The organism is Rhodococcus sp. IEGM 1372 (assembly GCF_030056835.1).
Lineage (GTDB): Bacteria > Actinomycetota > Actinomycetes > Mycobacteriales > Mycobacteriaceae > Rhodococcoides.
This window is the reverse complement of sequence record NZ_JASHKS010000016.1, coordinates 38,815-54,913: the sequence shown is the minus strand read 5'-3', so window position 1 is coordinate 54,913 and position 16,099 is coordinate 38,815. Positions and strand designations below refer to the sequence as shown.

The following is a 16,099-nucleotide window of genomic DNA, read 5'->3' as shown; positions in this document are numbered from 1 at the left end:
TCAGGGGCGGCGGGCGAGGTGGGCTTCGGCGGTGGCGGCGGCGACGTCGTAGCCACCCCAGGGTGAGCGGTGCGGGACCGAGCGCAGTGCGATGGTGTCGCCGCGTCGGGTGATGACGGGCCATCCGGTGGGGCGTTCCCCGACGATGTCGGTGACCTTCGCTGTCCACACCTGGTCCTTCTGGGACGGACGTCGTTCGGGGGTCACGATCGGGAGGTCGTCGAGCCAGCCGGGGTGGGCGTGATCGAGGGCGTCGCAGACTGCGGCGTCCTCGTCGGCGCGGTTGTCCCCTTCCCACGGGCAGCCGGTGCACGCGCCGCGGTAGAGGTCGCCGCCGACGCACTGGCAGGGGGTGTCCCTGCTCGTGTCCGGGCAGCAGCAGTCGAGGTCCGCTGAAATACGGGTGGGTTGGCAGGTGTCAGTGGGTGTGGACGGGTCGCAGATTCCCGGGCGGAACGCGTGCGAGGCGGCGGTTGAGCCGTGCCGTCCCCAGGTGGTCGCCCAGGTCTCGAATTCGGCGATGCGAGCTGCCACCCCTCGGGTGGGGCTGGCGAACAGGATCGGGATGCCGTATCGCTGGACGTGCAGCTCCTGTTCATCGGCTTCGGCGGCGGCGAGCACCTCGAAGATGTCGATCTGGCCTGAGGTCTCGGTCATCACCGCACGCCCAGCTCGGGGCGGGTGATGGACTGCACGGCGAGGGAGAGTCGTACGTCGCTGGCGTCGACGACGACGGGGTGGGTGCGGCTGTACCAGGCGCCGGGTGCGTCGAGGATGACGGTGACCTCGACGCGGCCTGCGGGCGCGGTGCGGTAGCCGAGAATGTCGACAATCGTTCCGTCGAACTGGGTGTCGAGCGAAATCAGTTTCATTCCAACTCCTTTGAGGCGACGACGCGCGGTAGTGGTGGGTGCGGCGAGAGTGGCGGTCATGGGTGCTCCCCAGGTCGGGCGGAGAAAAGATGAGGGAGAGAGGCGCGGGCTCGTGCTACTACTCAGACCGGCAGGGCCTGGCAGTCGGCGCATTCCCAGCGCCCACCGGGAGAGGTGCAGGTTCGCCGCTCGTCGCAGAGCCAGCAGATCTGGTTGCGCTTTCGGGGCGAAACCTGCTGCGCGGCAGCCACGGTGGCGGCCTGCGCTCGGTACTGTTCGCGGGTGCTCGCGTCACGGGCAGCGAGTTCGGCGCGGACCTGCTCCGGGTCGAGGTCAGGACCGTCGGCTCGCACGGTCAGCATGTCCCCGAACGCCGCGCGGCAGGACTGGCACACATCCCCCGGCGTAGCGACTGGAGCGCCACAACCCGGCAGAGCGCAGTCATCGAACAACGTTGACCGCCAATCGCATTGGTGCGATTCGGTGTGCGTCGAGTTCATAACCCAACCCTACAGCGTTCCGCTGTAAGGTTGCAAGGGGTTCGACGAAGTTTCTACAGCGAATCGCTGTAAGGTGCAGGCATGTCGAGTACCGCACCACTATGCGCATCCGCGAGGCAGTGATGGATGCCGACGAACTGTCCCTCGCCGAGGTCCTGACGCTGATCGAACACAAGACCGGCAAAGCGATCACGTCGTCGACGTGGCGGTCCTACGTCGCACGAGGGCAGGCCCCGAAGCCGATACGTCGGATCTCCAATGCCCCGCTGTACTCGCAGAAGGCGATCGAGCAATGGATCACCGACCGGCCCGGCAGCGGCGCGCGAACAGACCTGCGCGGGTGACGTCACCGAAGAAGGACGTTGATGCAGCCTCGGCAGCAACGCCGCCGGAACAGTCGGTGTCGCTACCCGACCAACTGTGGCACTACACCGACGCCGCCGGACTGCTGGGAATCCTCACCAACGTCGGAGAGAAGCCAGATCCGAACGTCGTGGGGTCCGGCTCGTACAAGCCGGTCCTGCGGGCGACAGCCGCACAGTTCCTGAACGACCGCCGTGAACTGACCCACGGACTCGCTCTCGTACTCGAACATCTCCGCCTCTGGGGCGGGCGTGGGCTGTTCCAGAGCAATCCTGCAGCGGACACATTCATGCGGGCGGTGTGCGAGACGATCCAATCGATCATCGAGCGCGAGTACCCCCACTACCTCCACTGCTGCACTGTCTCGTTCTCGGAAGACCCCGACATGTTGAGCCAGTGGCGCGGATACGGTCAGGGCACAGGAGGTTTCGCGATCGGGTTCGACCCCGCGAGATTTCCCCGATCGGACGGCTCCAATGTTCATCGGGCCGGGCTCGGATTGCATCAGGTGCAGTATCTCTCGGACGCTCTCGAACAACCGCTGATCAGTGCAGTCGATTGGTTCATCGCCGAAACGATGGACCCGAAGTTCACAAAGAAGCCGACCGACCACAACCTCCACAGGGCAGTTCAATCTCTGGCATTCGTTGCAGCGAGCGTCAAACACAAGGGGTTTAGCGAGGAACGGGAATGGCGGTTCGTTCAGCCCGGATTTTTCGACGTGCCCGAGTTTCGTCCCGGCGCAACAGGCCTGGTGCCGTACCGCAACGTGACGGAATTGACGCGAGACGCCGTCATCGGCCTGTACGTCGGCCCCGGTCCGCATCAGTACGAAAATTACATTGCCGCCCAATCGATGCTGCACCGCTACGGGTACATCGCCGCCTCCTACAACGTGCACTGCTCGGACACGCCGTTCCGCTGACACACCTACTATTCGTCAACATATCTTGACGAACGCGAGGGGCCCCGGCCATCGGGTGATGGTCGGGGCCCATGGGGGTTTCGGTCAAGCGTCGTCGTCAACGGCGGCGTAGGCGTCGTCGACGGTGATGTTGCCGATCGCGGCCTGCTCGACAGGGGTCAGGGCGTGTCCGCTGTCGGCGAGGAAGGTCAGGTAGCTGTCGATGCCGACCATGCCTCGGTAGTGCTTGGCGGAGAACCGCCAGTAGTCCTTGGCGTCCTGGGGCCCGGTGAGTCGGGCCTCGAACGCGGTGAGCACACGAGCCAGGAGCAGCACCTCGGCGCGCGCAACGGTGGCACTGTCGGCTTTCTGCGGTACCTCGCGTAGGGGGGAGCCCATGATGTCGGCATAGCGCTCCCCGCATTTGGATTCGGTGAACACATCACCGTGGGTGGCCAGGACCCTCACCATCCACTTGGTGGCGTTCTTCGGGACGTCCTTGCGTGAGAGCAGACCGGTGAGGAACGCTCGACGGGCTTCGGTCGCGGTCGCTCCGGCACGGTTGAGTGCCTTGACCTTTCGGCGTTCGGCCCGCTCTTTCTCGATGCGTTCGGCTTCGGCGCGCGCTGCCTTGCGTTGGGGCGGGGTCAGCCCGTCCTGAGCATCGTCATCGGATGCGCCGCCGAGTGCGGCGATTCGTTCGGGTGCGAGTTCGAGGCCGGCCGCAGCGCGGTTGTCACGGTGCAGGAAGAACTCGTGGCTCCAGGCGGGCACTTTTTCGACCGTGTTGGCGTGCCGCAACTCCTCGTAGGCTTCGGCGTCGTCGTCGCCCTCGGTGTCGAAGTCGATGTCGTCTTCGGCTACTTCGTCGCGGGTCGCTTTGTCGACCCAGATGGCACCGGTCTCGTAGACGTGAATATGCCACAGGTGCGGTGCCTGCTCGGGTGCGTCGGCCGGGACCACGCTGCCGTCGGCGGTACGGAGGTCTGCGAGGGAGAACCACTCTCCTTCGCTGGTGGACGGTTCGTCGTGAAGCAGGGTGAATCCGCGTGCGATGTGGTCGGCGGCGGCGACTCGGGCGTCGGCTCGTTCGTCGAGTTTCCGCTGGAGGGTGCCCAAGCGGTACTCGAAGCCGAATCTGTTCTCGAAGATCTTCTCGATCGCATCGGTGATCCATGGTTCTGCGCGGGCCGCATCTTCGAGATCTGCCAGAATCGCGGCCCCTTCGAGGGTGAGCTGACGGTCGTCGAGGTGCTGGCGGGCACGCTCGGATCGTCCCGCGCGACCGGCCTGCTCGACGTACGACTTGGGGACGTGCAGCGCTGACGCGACCTTCTGCACGTTCAGTCCCAGGTCGAGCAGCTCGGCGACGCCTGCGGCGTGTTGACCCTTGGTGAGGGCTTCGCGCTGATCGTTGAGGTTGATCTGCTCGGTGATGCGCTCGATGCCTGCGGCCCGCTCGTCGGCGGTCTGATCGCGCACCATGACCGGGATGGAGGTAAGGCCGGCTTCTCGGGCGGCGAGGACGCGGCGTTGCCCGTCGTGAACGGCGAGGGTCCCGTCTGCGCGGCGCACTGCAAGCACGGCTTGGCGAACGCCGAGTTCGGTGATGGAGGCGATGAACTCGGGTGCGGCGGTGATGTCGACGCCTGTGCGGACGTTGGCGGTGATGTCGAGTTCGTTCGGGTCGGCGTCGACGAGGGTGTATCCGGTGGAGGCCGGTGCGGGCATGGTGATGGTCATTGGTTTCTCTCTCCCCTGGTGTGATGTGATGCGGTGGGGCACCGGGCAGATAGCAGCTGCCCGGTGCCTCGTCGATTCGGGCCGGTCGGTCACGCTGGGTTGCACTCCGGGCAGTCGTCGTCGCATTCGATGCCGAACAGCCACTCGACCGCCTGCTCGGGGTCGCACTCGACAGCGGTGAATTCACCGAAGATGTCGGTAGCGACGTCGGCCTGCGGCCCGGTCCGAGTCACGGTGGCCTCCCAGATGGGATCATCTGTGCCGATGTCGGACCAGTCCCCGATCACCTCGTAGCCGTGCGCGGTCAACAATTCGACCGACGCGGCACGGGTCCAGGAATCGGAATCGGAATCGGAATCGTTTGTTGCCGACAGGAAGTCGATATCTCCGTCGACGCAGCGGATCGTCACCCCCACCCGGCCGTCGGCTCGTTCGTCTCCGAACTCGGAGGTGATCGCGGTCAGATCCTTGCGTGTTTCTTCCATACCCCAACCTTACAGCGTTTCGCTGTAAGGTCAAGTGCTGCAACACTTTTCGTGGAAACTACTCAGCGCCCGACACCAAGGTCCGTATTGCCGCCGACCCGTTTCGCATCACAGGGCGAACCATGCCTGCGCTCAGGACGGACCCGCTTTGCGGGTGGGGTTTTCAATGCGGGGTCGCAGGTTGTAGGTGTCGTACCACTGCTGTGCGGCTTGCTTGCTCATGCCGAGGATCTCGCCGATCTTCGACCACGGCACCGGCCGCTCCTGGCTGCGGAGGCGTCCGATGATGGCGTAGCGGTCAGCGATCATCGTCGAGGCCAGGTAGGCATTGATTTCGAGCGCGTCGACGTCGGAGACAGCGTCGGCCACCCGCTTCTCGGAGTTCGACTCCCAGGTTGAAGCGTCCTTGCTTCCACTGTCCCGCAACGTTTCCGCGAGTTCGACATCGAGCAGCGCAGCCTTGTATTCGACGTAAAGCTCGGTCAGCTCGGTCGGAGTGAGGGCCTTCTCGGATTCCATATCGTCAAGATATCTTGACGCTACCGTTTCGTCAAGACATCTTGACGTTAGGCGCTTCGATCAGGCGACCGGGGTTGCCGCTTCGGCGGGGCACCACTGCTGTTCCAGGCGAAGGAAGCCCTTGCCGTTTCCGATCGGTATGTCGAAGCTCAAACAGCACAGCCACTGTCCGCGTGATGTTTTCACCCACGCATGAAGCAGACCGGGGGCCTTGACGTCCATCGCGAGCCCCTCCGAGCGGACTTTGAGAGGCACCCCGTCTCGGAAGGATCCTCCGGACGACCCCGCGACGGTGAGCGCGACGTTGACCAACACTCTCTGAGCTGGGTCGACGATGCGGCGTGTGGGCGGATCGAACGTGACGGGCCAGTTCTCGTACAGGTCGGGGGTCATTGCGCGACCGCCAGTCGGTGCGGTCGGTGGTTGGCGGCAGCATCGACGGCGACTGGGGTCCAGCGCAGCTCGTGCTCGCCGAACGTGGGCGCGGTGAGGGTGTAGCGGCCTGTGCGCTCGGTGATGCCGCGTCCGTGCACGGTGGTGTCGATGGTGATCGAGCGGATGCGGCCTCTCCCCTGCTCGATGCCGCCGTATGCGACGGGCCGAGAGGAAATGGTCAGGTCCAGGCCCGGCATGTGCCCGTCCGTGATCGCGAGTACCCCTGCGTGAGTGCGGTTTCGGGCCAAAAGGGCACGCGCCCGGGTGGGCGGCACGTCGCGACCGTGCACGGTCGTGACGACCAGATCGAGGCCTTCGATGCAGACACTGGCGGCGTCGAGAGGGTCTGCTTGTCCGGGGTCGATCAGGTGGACTTTCGAGAGGTCGCCGCCCTGCTCGTGGACTGCGAGTAGTCCGAACTTCGGTTGTCCGATCAGGGCGACGTGGTGGCCGGCCGCGCTGGCGGCGGCGACGAGGCCGACAAGAATCGATCCGGCTCCGGTGATCGACAGGGCCGTTCCGCGGGCCAGTGCACCGCGTGGGAGCAGTTCGGTCAGCGGCGCGGGTGTCGGGATGGTGCGCAGGGTTTGTGAGCGCACAGGCCCGCTCAGGGCTCGATCGTCGGCGGTGGATTCATCAGAGGCGTGCGCCCGCGATGGGGTGAACGGCATGCCGTCGACGGGCTCGGTCGGTGCATGGTCGCGGCGGCCGGGGATCGAGGCCATACTGCGCCGGAGGGCGGCGAGTTGCTCGGCTTTGCCCAGGCCGGTGAGGTCGGGTAGTGCGTCGGCGGTACCGGCCATGAGTGCGACCTTTCGCCGAACGGATCTCCTCGCCTCAATCTATCCGAACACATGTTCGATGTCGAACTACCTGCGTGCGTCCGATGAGCATCCCGATTCGCGGCTCCTGGAGGTGTTCACGAGGTAGTCGATCGACAGCTCTGGCTCGCTGGTGAGGTGTCGATGCTCGCCGAGGGTTCGCACGACGTCGGCCAGGGCAGCGTGCACGGCAGGGTCGTCGGGGTCGTAGCCCTCGTCGATGATGGCGGCGCGCTCGATCGGGTCCATGCCTAGTTCGACGCGGCGGTGCCGGGTGCGGTTCCGGCGTCGTAGATCAGGTCGTCGGAGCCAACGTAGCGGTAGGCGCGTTGCCCGCTCGGCAGAGTCACCCACCCTGCCTGCCCGTGGTCGGAATCAGGAACGAAAGTGCGGTCATCGGCCATGAAGTTCAGTATCTCCCACAGCAAGCGCGAAAGCCGATTGCTATCCGGTGCCGCGACTACGCTGCCGGTGAGGACGTGCCGACGCCGAAAGGTCCGAATGCCACTGCCCGAGCCGGGGATGCACAACTGCACAAGAGTGCTGGCGGCGGCCAGGACCACGCCACACTTCGGCCACTGACGACCCACTCGACGGTCCCGCCCCATACGGCGATGCTGCAGGTTCGAGGCTCAGTTGTTGACGAGCTGACTCGCCCGCTGGAAGGTCACACCGAGCAGTGATCCAATATCGCGTACCGGGACATGCGCGCCTGCGAGCTGCTTTGCGAATGCTTCGGTCGAGGCTTTCACTCGCGCCTCTTCCTCGCTCAGACGGGCACGTTGGGCCTTGATGTCCGCGACACGGGCGGCGAGGTCCTCTCCCCCGGGCTCGAGTTCGATGTGTTGTTCGATCTCGACGTCGGCGAGGGCGACGCCGGTTTCGAGGGCGATCAACTCTTTCGCCGCGGTGGCGACGTCGTCGATGCGGCGGGCCTGGGTGAGAGCGTCCAGCTCTGGAACGGTGATCATCCACCACTTGCCGTCACGAGTGATGGACACCGTGTAGGTCTTGCTCACTGCTGCGCCTCCTTCATGGCTGCGAGGATCTTGCGGTAGACGCCGGGCGAAATCGTCCGGTGCCCGTCCGGAACAGTCACTTTGACCGCACCGTCGGCCGAGACCCACGTACTGTGCGAGCCGACTGTGCGGACCGAGGAGAAGCCGGCCGCCTTGAGGGCTTTAACCACCTTCCGCGTGGGTTGCTCGGTAACCATAAATATAGTCTATTACGTTAGACAGTTTCTAGTCAATCAGGCTAGACGGAACCCGTGACACGTACCCCATGGCTGGCGGTAACGTCGATTCATGGACAGCGACCAAATCCGCGATCGAGAACAACAACGACTGACGGAGGGTCGAGAGCTTTACAGCGACGACACCGGCAAGCCGCGTTTACGTCGGTCCGTCGCCGCGTACCTCGACGCCCTGGGGACCAAGGAAGCGGTCAAGGGCATGACTGACGCCGGTCTGCAGCAGCAGATAGAGCTGCTCGATGAGCTGAATCGCACGCTTCACGACGCGAGCTGGGAAGGCCGCTTTCAACGGATGTTGACGTTCAGTGACAGTATTGCGCTCGCCGTCCCTATCAACGGGACTGCATTCGGTAGTGAGCTCGGCATGTTGTCCGACTCGATCGCAACCTACCAATTTCAGCTCGCTATCAGTGGCCGGTTCCTTCGCGGAGGGATATCCACCGGCGACATCTATGCGGATTATGCGCACATCACTGGCCCTGCCCTGGTTGAGGCTGTGGTACTCGAGGAGCACACAGCGATTGTGCCCCGGGTGCTGCTGAGTGACGAGGCGATCCAATATGCACTAGCTGCTGGCTATGGCAGCTACGGACGTGAGGCGTACACGTCCGAATGGAACAGAACATTCATGGTCGACGCCGACGGCCGGGCGTTCGTCAACTACCTCGATACGGCGTTGACGGCCGAACAGGATGACATCGGCCCGGCCGAACACTTCCTGCAACAACACAAAGACGTGGTCGTCGCAGCCCTGGCCACTTACCCCGACCCGTCGCGGATCCGCGAGAAATACGCATGGGTTGCTCAGTACCACAACGCTTTTTGCGCGCAGCACCTACAAAGCGACAGCCTTCAGATCACCGATCCCGACCTGACTCTCCTCGAGGACATGTTTCCTCGCCCGTTCAGGCCACTGTTCGAGCCGGAGCCCGATTCGGCGGACCCGGCCGACACCTCGCAGTAGACAGTCGGTTCACGCGAGCCCAACCGAAATATCCACGTGAGCAAGTGAGGTCGGTCTGCCGGGGGGCCGGCGACGTTCGCGGAGGCAACTCCCCTACCGTGCTGACACCCATTTCGAGTGCCGCCGCCCGCTTATGCGGAAGCTCGCGTCCGATCAGATCCGTGCGATTCGATGCACGTCACTGTGCGCGATGCGGCCAGTACGGTGTCCACGGCCTCGCGGTAGCCGGTTTCGAGCGATGCAGCGGTGCCGGTCGGGGCCGTGTGAGCGAGCAGGCGGTGCCCGGCCAGTGACGCCGACAAGACCCCCATGAACTTCGCTGCGGTGAAATCTTTTCGCAAACAGCCTGATTCGCCTGCTTTGCCTGCGAAATCCAAGACCGCAGCATCCCACTCCGAGAGGGGTCGGTATTGAAAGAACTCGGTTTCGACGGTCAATCGGGCCTCTGCCCGCAACGCTATGTCCTCGGAGAAGGCTTGGGCCGCGTCGTCGACCATCCCGGCGATCGCGTCGAATGAATGGACCCCGTCGATGGCGGTCCACCGATTCGCAATCGCGGTGTAGACGGAGGCGGCGCTATCGAGGATTGCCTCGGCCATGGCCTCTTTGGATTGGAAGTGGAAGTACATCGCACCCTTGGTGACCGTCGTGGACTCGATGATGCGGTTGACCGATGCGCCGACATATCCGTGCTGTGCGAATTCTGTTGCGGCACCGTCGAGAACGGCGGCGCGGGTCTTGATCGCCCGCTGCTGAGTCATCGAACGGCCTCCGCGTAGTCACGTCCACCCTCGGCCGGGGCGTACTGATCGTCGGTGCCGTAGTCGGGGCTCCCCTCCACGTCGTCGTCAGCGTGGTCGACATGTGCCAGGGCCGGTGGGTGATCATCATGCGGGTCGAGGCTGCGCTGGCTGGCGATCTTCTGCTGGACTTCGGTCCATGCCTTGATGTGCCGGGAGACCGTGGAAGTATGGGTCGTTCCGCCCTGGGCCTTCTGGAGGTGTCGCGCGATATCGGTCAGTGACCAGTCAGGGTGCGCGAGGTAGAGGTTCACGCTCTTCCACACGGCGGGCTTGAGCAGGCCGTTGTCCAGGTCTTCCTCCACGATCACGGTCTCGACAGGCTTCGATGCCGCTTCGTCGGCGGCGCTGCCCTGAGTAGCTGCGATGGAGGATGGAGCGGTCGTCGCAGCAGCGTCGTCTGCAACCGGGCCTGTGGTGGTGACGGGGCGTCGACGAGGGGCGCTGATCGCGACGGACATCATTTCGGCCATGGTCATCACCATCAGTGGTGCAAGTGCGCCTATCGCTGCGGCTACGGCAGCATTCAGATCGGACACGGTGAGAACGGCATGGTAGGCGTTGCCGGCCATGCTGAGCGCTCCTGTGACCGTGAAGACGGCGATGATGAATCGACGACCGAGGACTGTGCGCCTATCGGTGTGTTGGGACAGCGCGATTCGCAGGATGCTGGCCGCCAGGATCGGTCCGTCGAGCACGACCGGGATGACCCACGCGGAGTCGCGCATACCGGCCATGGTGCCCAGATCGAGCAGAGTGGTGAAGCTCAGTTTGAAGCTCGACGCGGTCACGACGAAAGCGACGATCAGACCGATGACGAGCGCCCAGGTGATGACAGCTGGATGGATCTCCGGCGCGGCCTCCGTGATGTCCCGGTCGGCGTCGGTATTAGCGTTGTTCATTGATCGCAGGTCCGTTCTGTGATCGGCCGGCCCCGGCGGTGTTCCCGCACTGCCGGGGCCTTCAAGGCCGAGAGAGATGAAGTTGAAGCCACGAGCTGGCCGCGCAAAGATCCACGAACCATTTCGCCACGGCGTTGAGGGCAGGTAGGACGATGCCGTACCGAAGTCGTTGCAAAACATCGATTTCGGTGCAATCGGGATGACCGAGCTTTCACACGTCCTCCAGCCGCGCGCAGGAGGCCAATAACCCGCACCGCTCGGTTTCCAGTGCGATGCATGGTTGCCGGACCGCCGCACCTAGTCCGCACATGTACGACTACAACAGGACATAGCCCATATGGGCGGTAGGGGAAGTAGGGGTACTAAAGCGACGGCGTAGACGGAGGCAAGGGGTAGCGGTGCCCCTGGTTGTACTGCTGCTCGAGCTGTTCACACAACCGCTCCACTGCCGTCCGAATGAAAACCTGCTGATGCTTGACCCCGGTGAAGGCCTGGGTGTGGGCAATGGTGGCCTCCATTCGCTCTTTCTGCGACGAAGGCATGGACAGGAGAATGTCGCGAGTTCCCTCCATCCTCTTGGATCGCTCTTTCACCCCCGCGTTGCTCTCCGCGCCCGTCGAAGGCTGCACGCTCCGGTGCCGATCCGCTGCATCCTGCGCGGGTTCGTTCTCCGGGCTGTGTGGAGGGCTGGGCTGGATTGGTGGACTAGCAGCCTGCGCAAACGCGTTTCGCTGCCTGGACGCACGCGGCGCGGGCATCCTCGGCTCTGGAATCGTGCTCATTTTGCCTCTCCCCCTGTTGCGTTGAGGATCTTGACGAAATTTTCATGGAGGTTCCGGATCCTCCCGGTCGGTCGGGGGTGTTCATCGAGGCCCATACCAACATTGGTGAGCTTGCTGATGTCAGTCAACATCGGGATCGGCTCTCCCACGATAGGGATATCGGCTTCCTTGACGTAGCCCCTGAGGTATTCGAGGGTCTTGGCATGGTCGGCGCGGCGTCCGTCGATCTTGTTCACAACCACGCCCGCGATCGGCAGAACTTTGCCCATGTACTGCTCGAGATCGTCGATCGATTGACGGATAGCGTCGAAACCGTCGATCGCGTCGGACTCCGGGTTGACAACGATCAGTACGTTGTCCGCCGCATAGAGAGCCCCCCGCGAGACCAGGTCTATTGCTGGGCGGCAGTCGATGAGGATGTGTTCGTACTTGTCGGCAACAGCTTTCAAGGCCCTGTCCACGGCCATTTCGCCACCGGTCTTGGCTACCAGGGTATCCATGACAGCTTGAAGGTCACCGAATCCGCTGGGTAGAACATCGATCCCTGATCTACGGGCTTTGATGATGGCCTGCTCGGCGGAGCACTCGACATCACGGTCAAGCACATCGGCAAGACTCCAGTCAGGCGGAGATTCCACATCGTGGCTGGTGAGGTGCTTGGTCGAGTTGCCCTGAGAATCCGCATCGACCACCAAGCAAGTGCGCCGTGCGCTCGCTGCAGCGTGAGCGAGACCGTTGACGATCGTGGTCTTCCCCACCCCGCCCTTCAAATTGGCAATCGCAGTAATCGTCATGGACAGCAAACCTCTTTCATCATCGGCCCCCTGCCCTTTCGGGGTTTGTGTGTCTATCCAGGGGAGAACTGGGCGTGCGGGCTCGACACCAGGCAGGCGCGGGGGTCTTACCTGCCAATAGCTTATGGAAGAACCACTTAGCTTGCGATAGCTAAACCAATCTTCGCTTACGTTATCTACCGCAATATTATTGAACCTAGTCTAGCTAGTAAAGGTTACGGTAGTCAATATAAGCTAATATATGTGCCCATATGGGCATTGAGCTCGTCCGCGACTTGACACAGCGCTGTCGCGACGGCCTGCAAATCGGCGCACAATCGTGCACATACCCAGCGCAAACGCTGCAAGCTCGCTGCTCGAAGCCCTGGTCGTCAGCGCACATATTCAACGTTCACACCCGCCGGGGGAGGAGTGCCAGCGCAACTTCGCCCCGAGTGATCACAGAGTTGCGCGCGCGCCGAGACCCCCGGGGGGAAGCCCCGGCTATAACCGCTATTGCCCATAGTGGCACTAGGGGGTGTAGGCGTTGCAACCCCGTGCGGTCTGGTGCACGCGCAGAGATTGCAGGGAAGTCGAGCCCGGATCGCTTTATCCGCCGGCCAGATCCGAGGGGAGGTCGAAGCGGTCCGGGAACAACTTGAGAGCCTGCCCGGCAGCGACCGGCTTCGAGTAGAAGAAGCCCTGCACGTGTCTGCATCCCATTGAGCGAAGGGCCTCGCTGGCGGCAGACGACTCGACTCCTTCGGCGACTACCTTGAGAGCGAAAGACTCTGCCAACGAGACAACTGCACGGACGATCGCTTGGTCCTGAGGATCGTGCTCCAGGTTTCGAACGAACTCGCGATCGATCTTCACGATGTCGACCGGGAGGATTTTCAGATTGATCAGCGAGCTGAAGCCTGTACCGAAGTCGTCGATCGCGACCTTCACCCCAAGGTCCCTTACTAGCGAGAGGACTTTGGCGGTCTGTTCGGTGTCCTGCACGACACTGTGTTCTGTTACCTCCAAACACAGTTTGCCTGGGTCCATGCCGCTCTGGGAGAGCGCGAATTGAACGGTGTCGAGGAACCGCGGGGCAAGTAGATGGTTGGGGGAGACATTGACGCTCAAGACAACGTCGAGATTCGGCAAATCACGCAGCCAGGTGGCATACGCCGATGTGGCTGCCCCGAGGACCCATTCCCCGAGTTCGATTGCAAGGTCAGAGCCTTCCGCCACGCTCAGAAAGGCTGAGGGTGGCAACAGGCCCCGCTGAGGATGTTGCCACCGCACTAATGCCTCGACGGCCGCGACGCGGCCTGTCACCAGGTCGACCTCGGGCTGATAGTGCAGAACCAAATCGCCGTCGTGGATTGCTGCGTGAAGGTGCAGCTCCACATCGTTCCTTAACGAGCTTGCAGCTCGAATGGTGTGATCGAAGAAGGCCACGCCATTCCCGCCCCGACGTTTGGCCACCAGGGCGGCTTGATCGGCGTGCACTATCGACTCGTGTACCTCGTCGACGCCGGGAAAGGCAGTGGTCACTCCGACGGAGACCGTGCGGGTAATCGAATCGCCGCCGATGGCCACCGTAGTTTCTGCTACTGCTTCGAGGACTCTCGCTGCCACAGCGCTGGGGGACAGCAGCTTCGCCACGTCGGTCGAGTCCGTTTGCTTGGGTTGCAGCAGCGCGATGAACTCGTGATCTGCCCACCTCCCTAAGAACGCGCCCTCTCCGAGCACCTTCCGAAGGGTCCGCACCAGCGACTCCAGATAGAAGTCTCGGGCGGCGTGTCCATGAAAGTCGTTGAGGGCCTCGAGGCGGTCGAAGTTGAAGAAGAGCACCGTGACCGGGTCCTCTGCTCTCACATCGGTCAGGCGGTGGCCGAGTTCGCTGGTGATCCCGAGCTTGTTCGGTAGCCCCGTCAGTGAGTCGTGCAACGCCGCGAGTCGAAGCGACTCCTGCGCCTGAATTCGGCCTTGGACCTGCGTGAGCATCGTTGCGACAACCATCAGGGCTTTGGTTTCTTCGTCCGACCAGGGCCTGTCCCCGAGGTGCACCAGCCCGAGCACCCCTTCGGTTCGAGATCCCAGTAGGGGAACCACCACCGTTGACGTTGCAGCATGTCCGGACGCGGCCTCGATTCGTTGCCGATAGTCCTCGATGTCCTTGCCCGGCCTGAACACGACAGGGGCTGCGAGGTGTTCCGACCTGGCGAACACCGAGTCTGCACCGTCGAAATAGACCGTTCCCAATGGGTCGGGGACAGGAGCGTCAGGGCGAATCGGCCACTCGGTGACCATGATGCTGGCTCTGACCTCGTGATCGTTGCGCCGCAGGAAACCAGCATCGCACCGAAAATGCTCGACCAGCGTTCTGAGTACTCGCCCGAACGCAGTTTGAGCGGTGTCGGCATCCGCCGGCATGAGGATTGTCGATATGACCGTCACCAGGTCGTCCAGGCTTTCCGTGGGACGCACAGATTCTCCTCAGGGGGCAGCAACGGCAAAGCTGAGCGGGCGGTCTGCTTCGAGCGGTCAAAACCAACCGAGCAGGCTCGGCGAACTGTACCGCGACGGCTGCTCGGTTGGTTTCGTATCGCCGCCAGGTGCGACCGGCACTTACGATCGACGCAATTGTCAGCTCAAGGACTCGGGGGTCCATGTGTCACCAAGTACGATTGACGTGGCCGTATCGCCTGCGACGCAGGAATTTTGGGATACCTCATTCGATCGCAGGCTCGACCGGTTCCGGCTGTTAAGAGAAAGCCCACCGCAGTTTCACGACGAGCCCGGAGGACCAGGGTTCTGGTCGATCGTTCGTTACGATCAGGTAGTCGATGTAAGTCGCCGTCCCGAAACATTCTCTTCGGCTGCGGGTTTCACCATTGCCGATTTCCCCGCTGAAGCACTTGCGTTCGCGGGCTCGATGATTGCAATGGACGACCCCCAGCATCGCCGATTCCGTGGCATTGTCCAGGGTGCCTTCACACATCGGTCGGTACGTCAGATCGCTGGAACTATCGATCGACACGTTCAGGTGTTGATCGATGCCATTCCGGCATCCGGGGAGTTCGACTTCGTGGACGTTGTTGCAGGTCAGCTGCCTCTTGTCGTGATCTGCGAACTCCTCGGCCTTCCACCCGCCGACCGGGACCTCATCAAGCGGTTGACCGACCAGGTGGTCGGGAACAGCAACGAGCTGTTTACGAACTCTCCAGGGATGTCACCGAGCGTGCTTGAGATCTACTCTTATGCAGCGCAATTGGGCGCTTCGCGAAAGATGAAGCCGTCGGATGACGTGATAACCCGACTTCTGCGGCCCTCAGTCGCGGGGGGAGTAGAGGGCGCTGAGCTAACGGTCGAGGAGTTCGCGAGCTTTCTCATCCTGCTGATCACCGCGGGGTACGACACGACGCGGCAAACCTTGTCATGGGCGGCACACCTGCTGACCACTCATCCTGAGCAGCTGAAGCTACTCGTCGACGATTTCGACGGTCATATCGACGGGGCCATCGACGAAATAGTTCGGTGGGCCTCACCCGTCCCCTATATGCGGCGCACGGCGACTGCTACCGCATCGGTGGGCGGCCGGACGATTGAGGCGGGGGACAAGGTCGTGATGTGGTATCTGTCCGCCAATCACGACGAGGCAATTTTCGCCGATCCCCTCCGGTTCGACATAACCCGTTCCAACGCAAGCCGACAGCTCGGGTTCGGTGCTCGCGATCCCCATCATTGCCTTGGCGTACATCTCGCACGACTCGAGGTTCGCACCCTGCTCAAGCATCTGATGACTCGACATCCGCACCTTGCATCGACGCCACCTGATCTTGTCCTCTCGGCTTTCATCAGCGGTATCCATCGCCTACCGTGCAGGGTCGACCGTGAGACGCCGTGGACGTAGGTCTCCGGCACCGATAGCATCGACCTCGACGCAGCTCGCTCTCGCGGTGGGTTTCCCAGGGCCTCGATTATTCG

Annotated in this window: 21 protein-coding genes; 4 read left to right on the top strand and 17 right to left on the bottom strand. The window is 62.9% G+C overall.

The features are described from left to right. The 3 genes from QM590_RS14940 to QM590_RS14930 form a co-directional block, all read right to left on the bottom strand. Positions 1 to 657: a DUF6349 family protein gene (locus QM590_RS14940; RefSeq protein ID WP_269595511.1), complete on the bottom strand. Its 657-nt coding sequence runs from the start codon at positions 655 to 657 to the stop codon at positions 1 to 3. After that, on the bottom strand, positions 657 to 872 hold the full coding sequence (locus QM590_RS14935; protein WP_283279199.1) for a hypothetical protein: 216 nt from the start codon (positions 870 to 872) through the stop codon (positions 657 to 659). Before QM590_RS14935 ends, QM590_RS14940 begins: the two co-directional genes overlap by 1 nt. A 122-nt stretch (positions 873 to 994) precedes the next feature. Continuing rightward, entirely contained in the window at positions 995 to 1,234 is a 240-nt protein-coding gene (locus QM590_RS14930; protein ID WP_269595509.1) for a hypothetical protein, read from the bottom strand. Between the two features lie 239 nt (positions 1,235 to 1,473). On the opposite strand from QM590_RS14930, the gene QM590_RS14925 reads away from it, so the two are divergent. Then, complete coding sequence (locus QM590_RS14925) at positions 1,474 to 1,716, top strand: helix-turn-helix transcriptional regulator (protein ID WP_269595508.1); 243 nt, start codon at positions 1,474 to 1,476, stop codon at positions 1,714 to 1,716. Next, positions 1,713 to 2,660 carry a DUF2971 domain-containing protein gene (locus QM590_RS14920; RefSeq protein ID WP_269595507.1) on the top strand — a complete coding sequence of 316 codons (948 nt, stop codon included), beginning with the start codon at positions 1,713 to 1,715 and terminating at the stop codon, positions 2,658 to 2,660. The genes QM590_RS14925 and QM590_RS14920 overlap by 4 nt, the downstream gene beginning before the upstream one ends. Before the next feature lie 84 nt (positions 2,661 to 2,744). On the opposite strand, the gene QM590_RS14915 is transcribed toward QM590_RS14920, so the two are convergent. From QM590_RS14915 to QM590_RS14875, 9 genes are all read right to left on the bottom strand, one after another. Further along, positions 2,745 to 4,382, bottom strand: a complete 1,638-nt coding sequence (locus QM590_RS14915) for a ParB/RepB/Spo0J family partition protein (RefSeq protein ID WP_269595506.1) — start codon at positions 4,380 to 4,382, stop codon at positions 2,745 to 2,747. Positions 4,383 to 4,471: 89 nt separating this feature from the next. Then, the gene (locus tag QM590_RS14910) at positions 4,472 to 4,867 is read right to left on the bottom strand and encodes a hypothetical protein (protein WP_269595505.1); all 396 of its coding nucleotides are present in this window, start codon (positions 4,865 to 4,867) and stop codon (positions 4,472 to 4,474) included. Between the two features lie 132 nt (positions 4,868 to 4,999). Then, the gene (locus QM590_RS14905) at positions 5,000 to 5,386 is read right to left on the bottom strand and encodes a hypothetical protein (protein ID WP_269595504.1); all 387 of its coding nucleotides are present in this window, start codon (positions 5,384 to 5,386) and stop codon (positions 5,000 to 5,002) included. A gap of 60 nt (positions 5,387 to 5,446) precedes the next feature. Continuing rightward, positions 5,447 to 5,779 (bottom strand): hypothetical protein, encoded by a 333-nt coding sequence (locus QM590_RS14900; protein ID WP_269595503.1) that lies wholly within the window; start codon positions 5,777 to 5,779, stop codon positions 5,447 to 5,449. After that, positions 5,776 to 6,624: a DnaE2-dependent mutagenesis accessory factor ImuA' gene (gene imuA' / locus QM590_RS14895; RefSeq protein WP_269595502.1), complete on the bottom strand. Its 849-nt coding sequence runs from the start codon at positions 6,622 to 6,624 to the stop codon at positions 5,776 to 5,778. The genes QM590_RS14900 and imuA' overlap by 4 nt, the downstream gene beginning before the upstream one ends. A 66-nt stretch (positions 6,625 to 6,690) precedes the next feature. Beyond that, positions 6,691 to 6,891, bottom strand: coding sequence for a hypothetical protein (locus QM590_RS14890; RefSeq protein ID WP_269595501.1), 201 nt, complete (start codon positions 6,889 to 6,891; stop codon positions 6,691 to 6,693). Positions 6,892 to 6,893: 2 nt separating this feature from the next. Further along, the gene (locus QM590_RS14885; protein WP_269595500.1) at positions 6,894 to 7,046 is read right to left on the bottom strand and encodes a hypothetical protein; all 153 of its coding nucleotides are present in this window, start codon (positions 7,044 to 7,046) and stop codon (positions 6,894 to 6,896) included. Positions 7,047 to 7,274: 228 nt separating this feature from the next. Further along, positions 7,275 to 7,661 carry a HicB family toxin-antitoxin system gene (locus tag QM590_RS14880; protein WP_269595499.1) on the bottom strand — a complete coding sequence of 129 codons (387 nt, stop codon included), beginning with the start codon at positions 7,659 to 7,661 and terminating at the stop codon, positions 7,275 to 7,277. After that, positions 7,658 to 7,858, bottom strand: coding sequence for a type II toxin-antitoxin system HicA family toxin (locus QM590_RS14875; protein WP_269595498.1), 201 nt, complete (start codon positions 7,856 to 7,858; stop codon positions 7,658 to 7,660). Before QM590_RS14875 ends, QM590_RS14880 begins: the two co-directional genes overlap by 4 nt. Positions 7,859 to 7,949: 91 nt before the next feature. Between QM590_RS14875 and QM590_RS14870 the strand changes: the two genes are divergently transcribed. Next, entirely contained in the window at positions 7,950 to 8,861 is a 912-nt protein-coding gene (locus tag QM590_RS14870; RefSeq protein ID WP_269595497.1) for a hypothetical protein, read from the top strand. A gap of 131 nt (positions 8,862 to 8,992) precedes the next feature. On the opposite strand, the gene QM590_RS14865 is transcribed toward QM590_RS14870, so the two are convergent. The 5 genes from QM590_RS14865 to QM590_RS14845 all read right to left on the bottom strand — a co-directional run bounded on the left by QM590_RS14865 (position 8,993) and on the right by QM590_RS14845 (position 14,599). Further along, complete coding sequence (locus tag QM590_RS14865; protein WP_269595496.1) at positions 8,993 to 9,622, bottom strand: TetR family transcriptional regulator; 630 nt, start codon at positions 9,620 to 9,622, stop codon at positions 8,993 to 8,995. Beyond that, positions 9,619 to 10,563 carry a DUF2637 domain-containing protein gene (locus QM590_RS14860; RefSeq protein WP_269595495.1) on the bottom strand — a complete coding sequence of 315 codons (945 nt, stop codon included), beginning with the start codon at positions 10,561 to 10,563 and terminating at the stop codon, positions 9,619 to 9,621. The genes QM590_RS14865 and QM590_RS14860 overlap by 4 nt, the downstream gene beginning before the upstream one ends. 362 nt (positions 10,564 to 10,925) lie before the next feature. Beyond that, positions 10,926 to 11,105 carry a ParB family protein gene (locus QM590_RS14855; protein ID WP_269595494.1) on the bottom strand — a complete coding sequence of 60 codons (180 nt, stop codon included), beginning with the start codon at positions 11,103 to 11,105 and terminating at the stop codon, positions 10,926 to 10,928. A 236-nt stretch (positions 11,106 to 11,341) separates the two neighbouring features. Further along, positions 11,342 to 12,139, bottom strand: a complete 798-nt coding sequence (locus QM590_RS14850; RefSeq protein ID WP_269595493.1) for a ParA family protein — start codon at positions 12,137 to 12,139, stop codon at positions 11,342 to 11,344. A gap of 588 nt (positions 12,140 to 12,727) precedes the next feature. Then, positions 12,728 to 14,599: a putative bifunctional diguanylate cyclase/phosphodiesterase gene (locus QM590_RS14845; protein WP_269595492.1), complete on the bottom strand. Its 1,872-nt coding sequence runs from the start codon at positions 14,597 to 14,599 to the stop codon at positions 12,728 to 12,730. 184 nt (positions 14,600 to 14,783) lie between these two features. Between QM590_RS14845 and QM590_RS14840 the strand changes: the two genes are divergently transcribed. Then, the gene (locus QM590_RS14840; protein WP_411741355.1) at positions 14,784 to 16,025 is read left to right on the top strand and encodes a cytochrome P450; all 1,242 of its coding nucleotides are present in this window, start codon (positions 14,784 to 14,786) and stop codon (positions 16,023 to 16,025) included. Positions 16,026 to 16,099: the final 74 nt, after the last annotated feature.

Bases quoted from the DNA above. Each gene is read 5' to 3' on its own strand.
- QM590_RS14940 (WP_269595511.1), bottom strand. From the start codon at position 657: ATGACCGAGACCTCAGGCCAGATCGACATCTTCGAGGTGCTCGCCGCC.
- QM590_RS14935 (WP_283279199.1), bottom strand. From the start codon at position 872: ATGAAACTGATTTCGCTCGACACCCAGTTCGACGGAACGATTGTCGAC.
- QM590_RS14930 (WP_269595509.1), bottom strand. From the start codon at position 1,234: ATGCTGACCGTGCGAGCCGACGGTCCTGACCTCGACCCGGAGCAGGTC.
- QM590_RS14925 (WP_269595508.1), top strand. From the start codon at position 1,474: ATGCGCATCCGCGAGGCAGTGATGGATGCCGACGAACTGTCCCTCGCC.
- QM590_RS14915 (WP_269595506.1), bottom strand. From the start codon at position 4,382: ATGACCATCACCATGCCCGCACCGGCCTCCACCGGATACACCCTCGTC.
- QM590_RS14910 (WP_269595505.1), bottom strand. From the start codon at position 4,867: ATGGAAGAAACACGCAAGGATCTGACCGCGATCACCTCCGAGTTCGGA.
- QM590_RS14905 (WP_269595504.1), bottom strand. From the start codon at position 5,386: ATGGAATCCGAGAAGGCCCTCACTCCGACCGAGCTGACCGAGCTTTAC.
- QM590_RS14900 (WP_269595503.1), bottom strand. From the start codon at position 5,779: ATGACCCCCGACCTGTACGAGAACTGGCCCGTCACGTTCGATCCGCCC.
- imuA' (WP_269595502.1), bottom strand. From the start codon at position 6,624: ATGGCCGGTACCGCCGACGCACTACCCGACCTCACCGGCCTGGGCAAA.
- QM590_RS14890 (WP_269595501.1), bottom strand. From the start codon at position 6,891: ATGGACCCGATCGAGCGCGCCGCCATCATCGACGAGGGCTACGACCCC.
- QM590_RS14885 (WP_269595500.1), bottom strand. From the start codon at position 7,046: ATGGCCGATGACCGCACTTTCGTTCCTGATTCCGACCACGGGCAGGCA.
- QM590_RS14875 (WP_269595498.1), bottom strand. From the start codon at position 7,858: ATGGTTACCGAGCAACCCACGCGGAAGGTGGTTAAAGCCCTCAAGGCG.
- QM590_RS14870 (WP_269595497.1), top strand. From the start codon at position 7,950: ATGGACAGCGACCAAATCCGCGATCGAGAACAACAACGACTGACGGAG.
- QM590_RS14865 (WP_269595496.1), bottom strand. From the start codon at position 9,622: ATGACTCAGCAGCGGGCGATCAAGACCCGCGCCGCCGTTCTCGACGGT.
- QM590_RS14860 (WP_269595495.1), bottom strand. From the start codon at position 10,563: ATGAACAACGCTAATACCGACGCCGACCGGGACATCACGGAGGCCGCG.
- QM590_RS14855 (WP_269595494.1), bottom strand. From the start codon at position 11,105: ATGCCTTCGTCGCAGAAAGAGCGAATGGAGGCCACCATTGCCCACACC.
- QM590_RS14850 (WP_269595493.1), bottom strand. From the start codon at position 12,139: ATGACGATTACTGCGATTGCCAATTTGAAGGGCGGGGTGGGGAAGACC.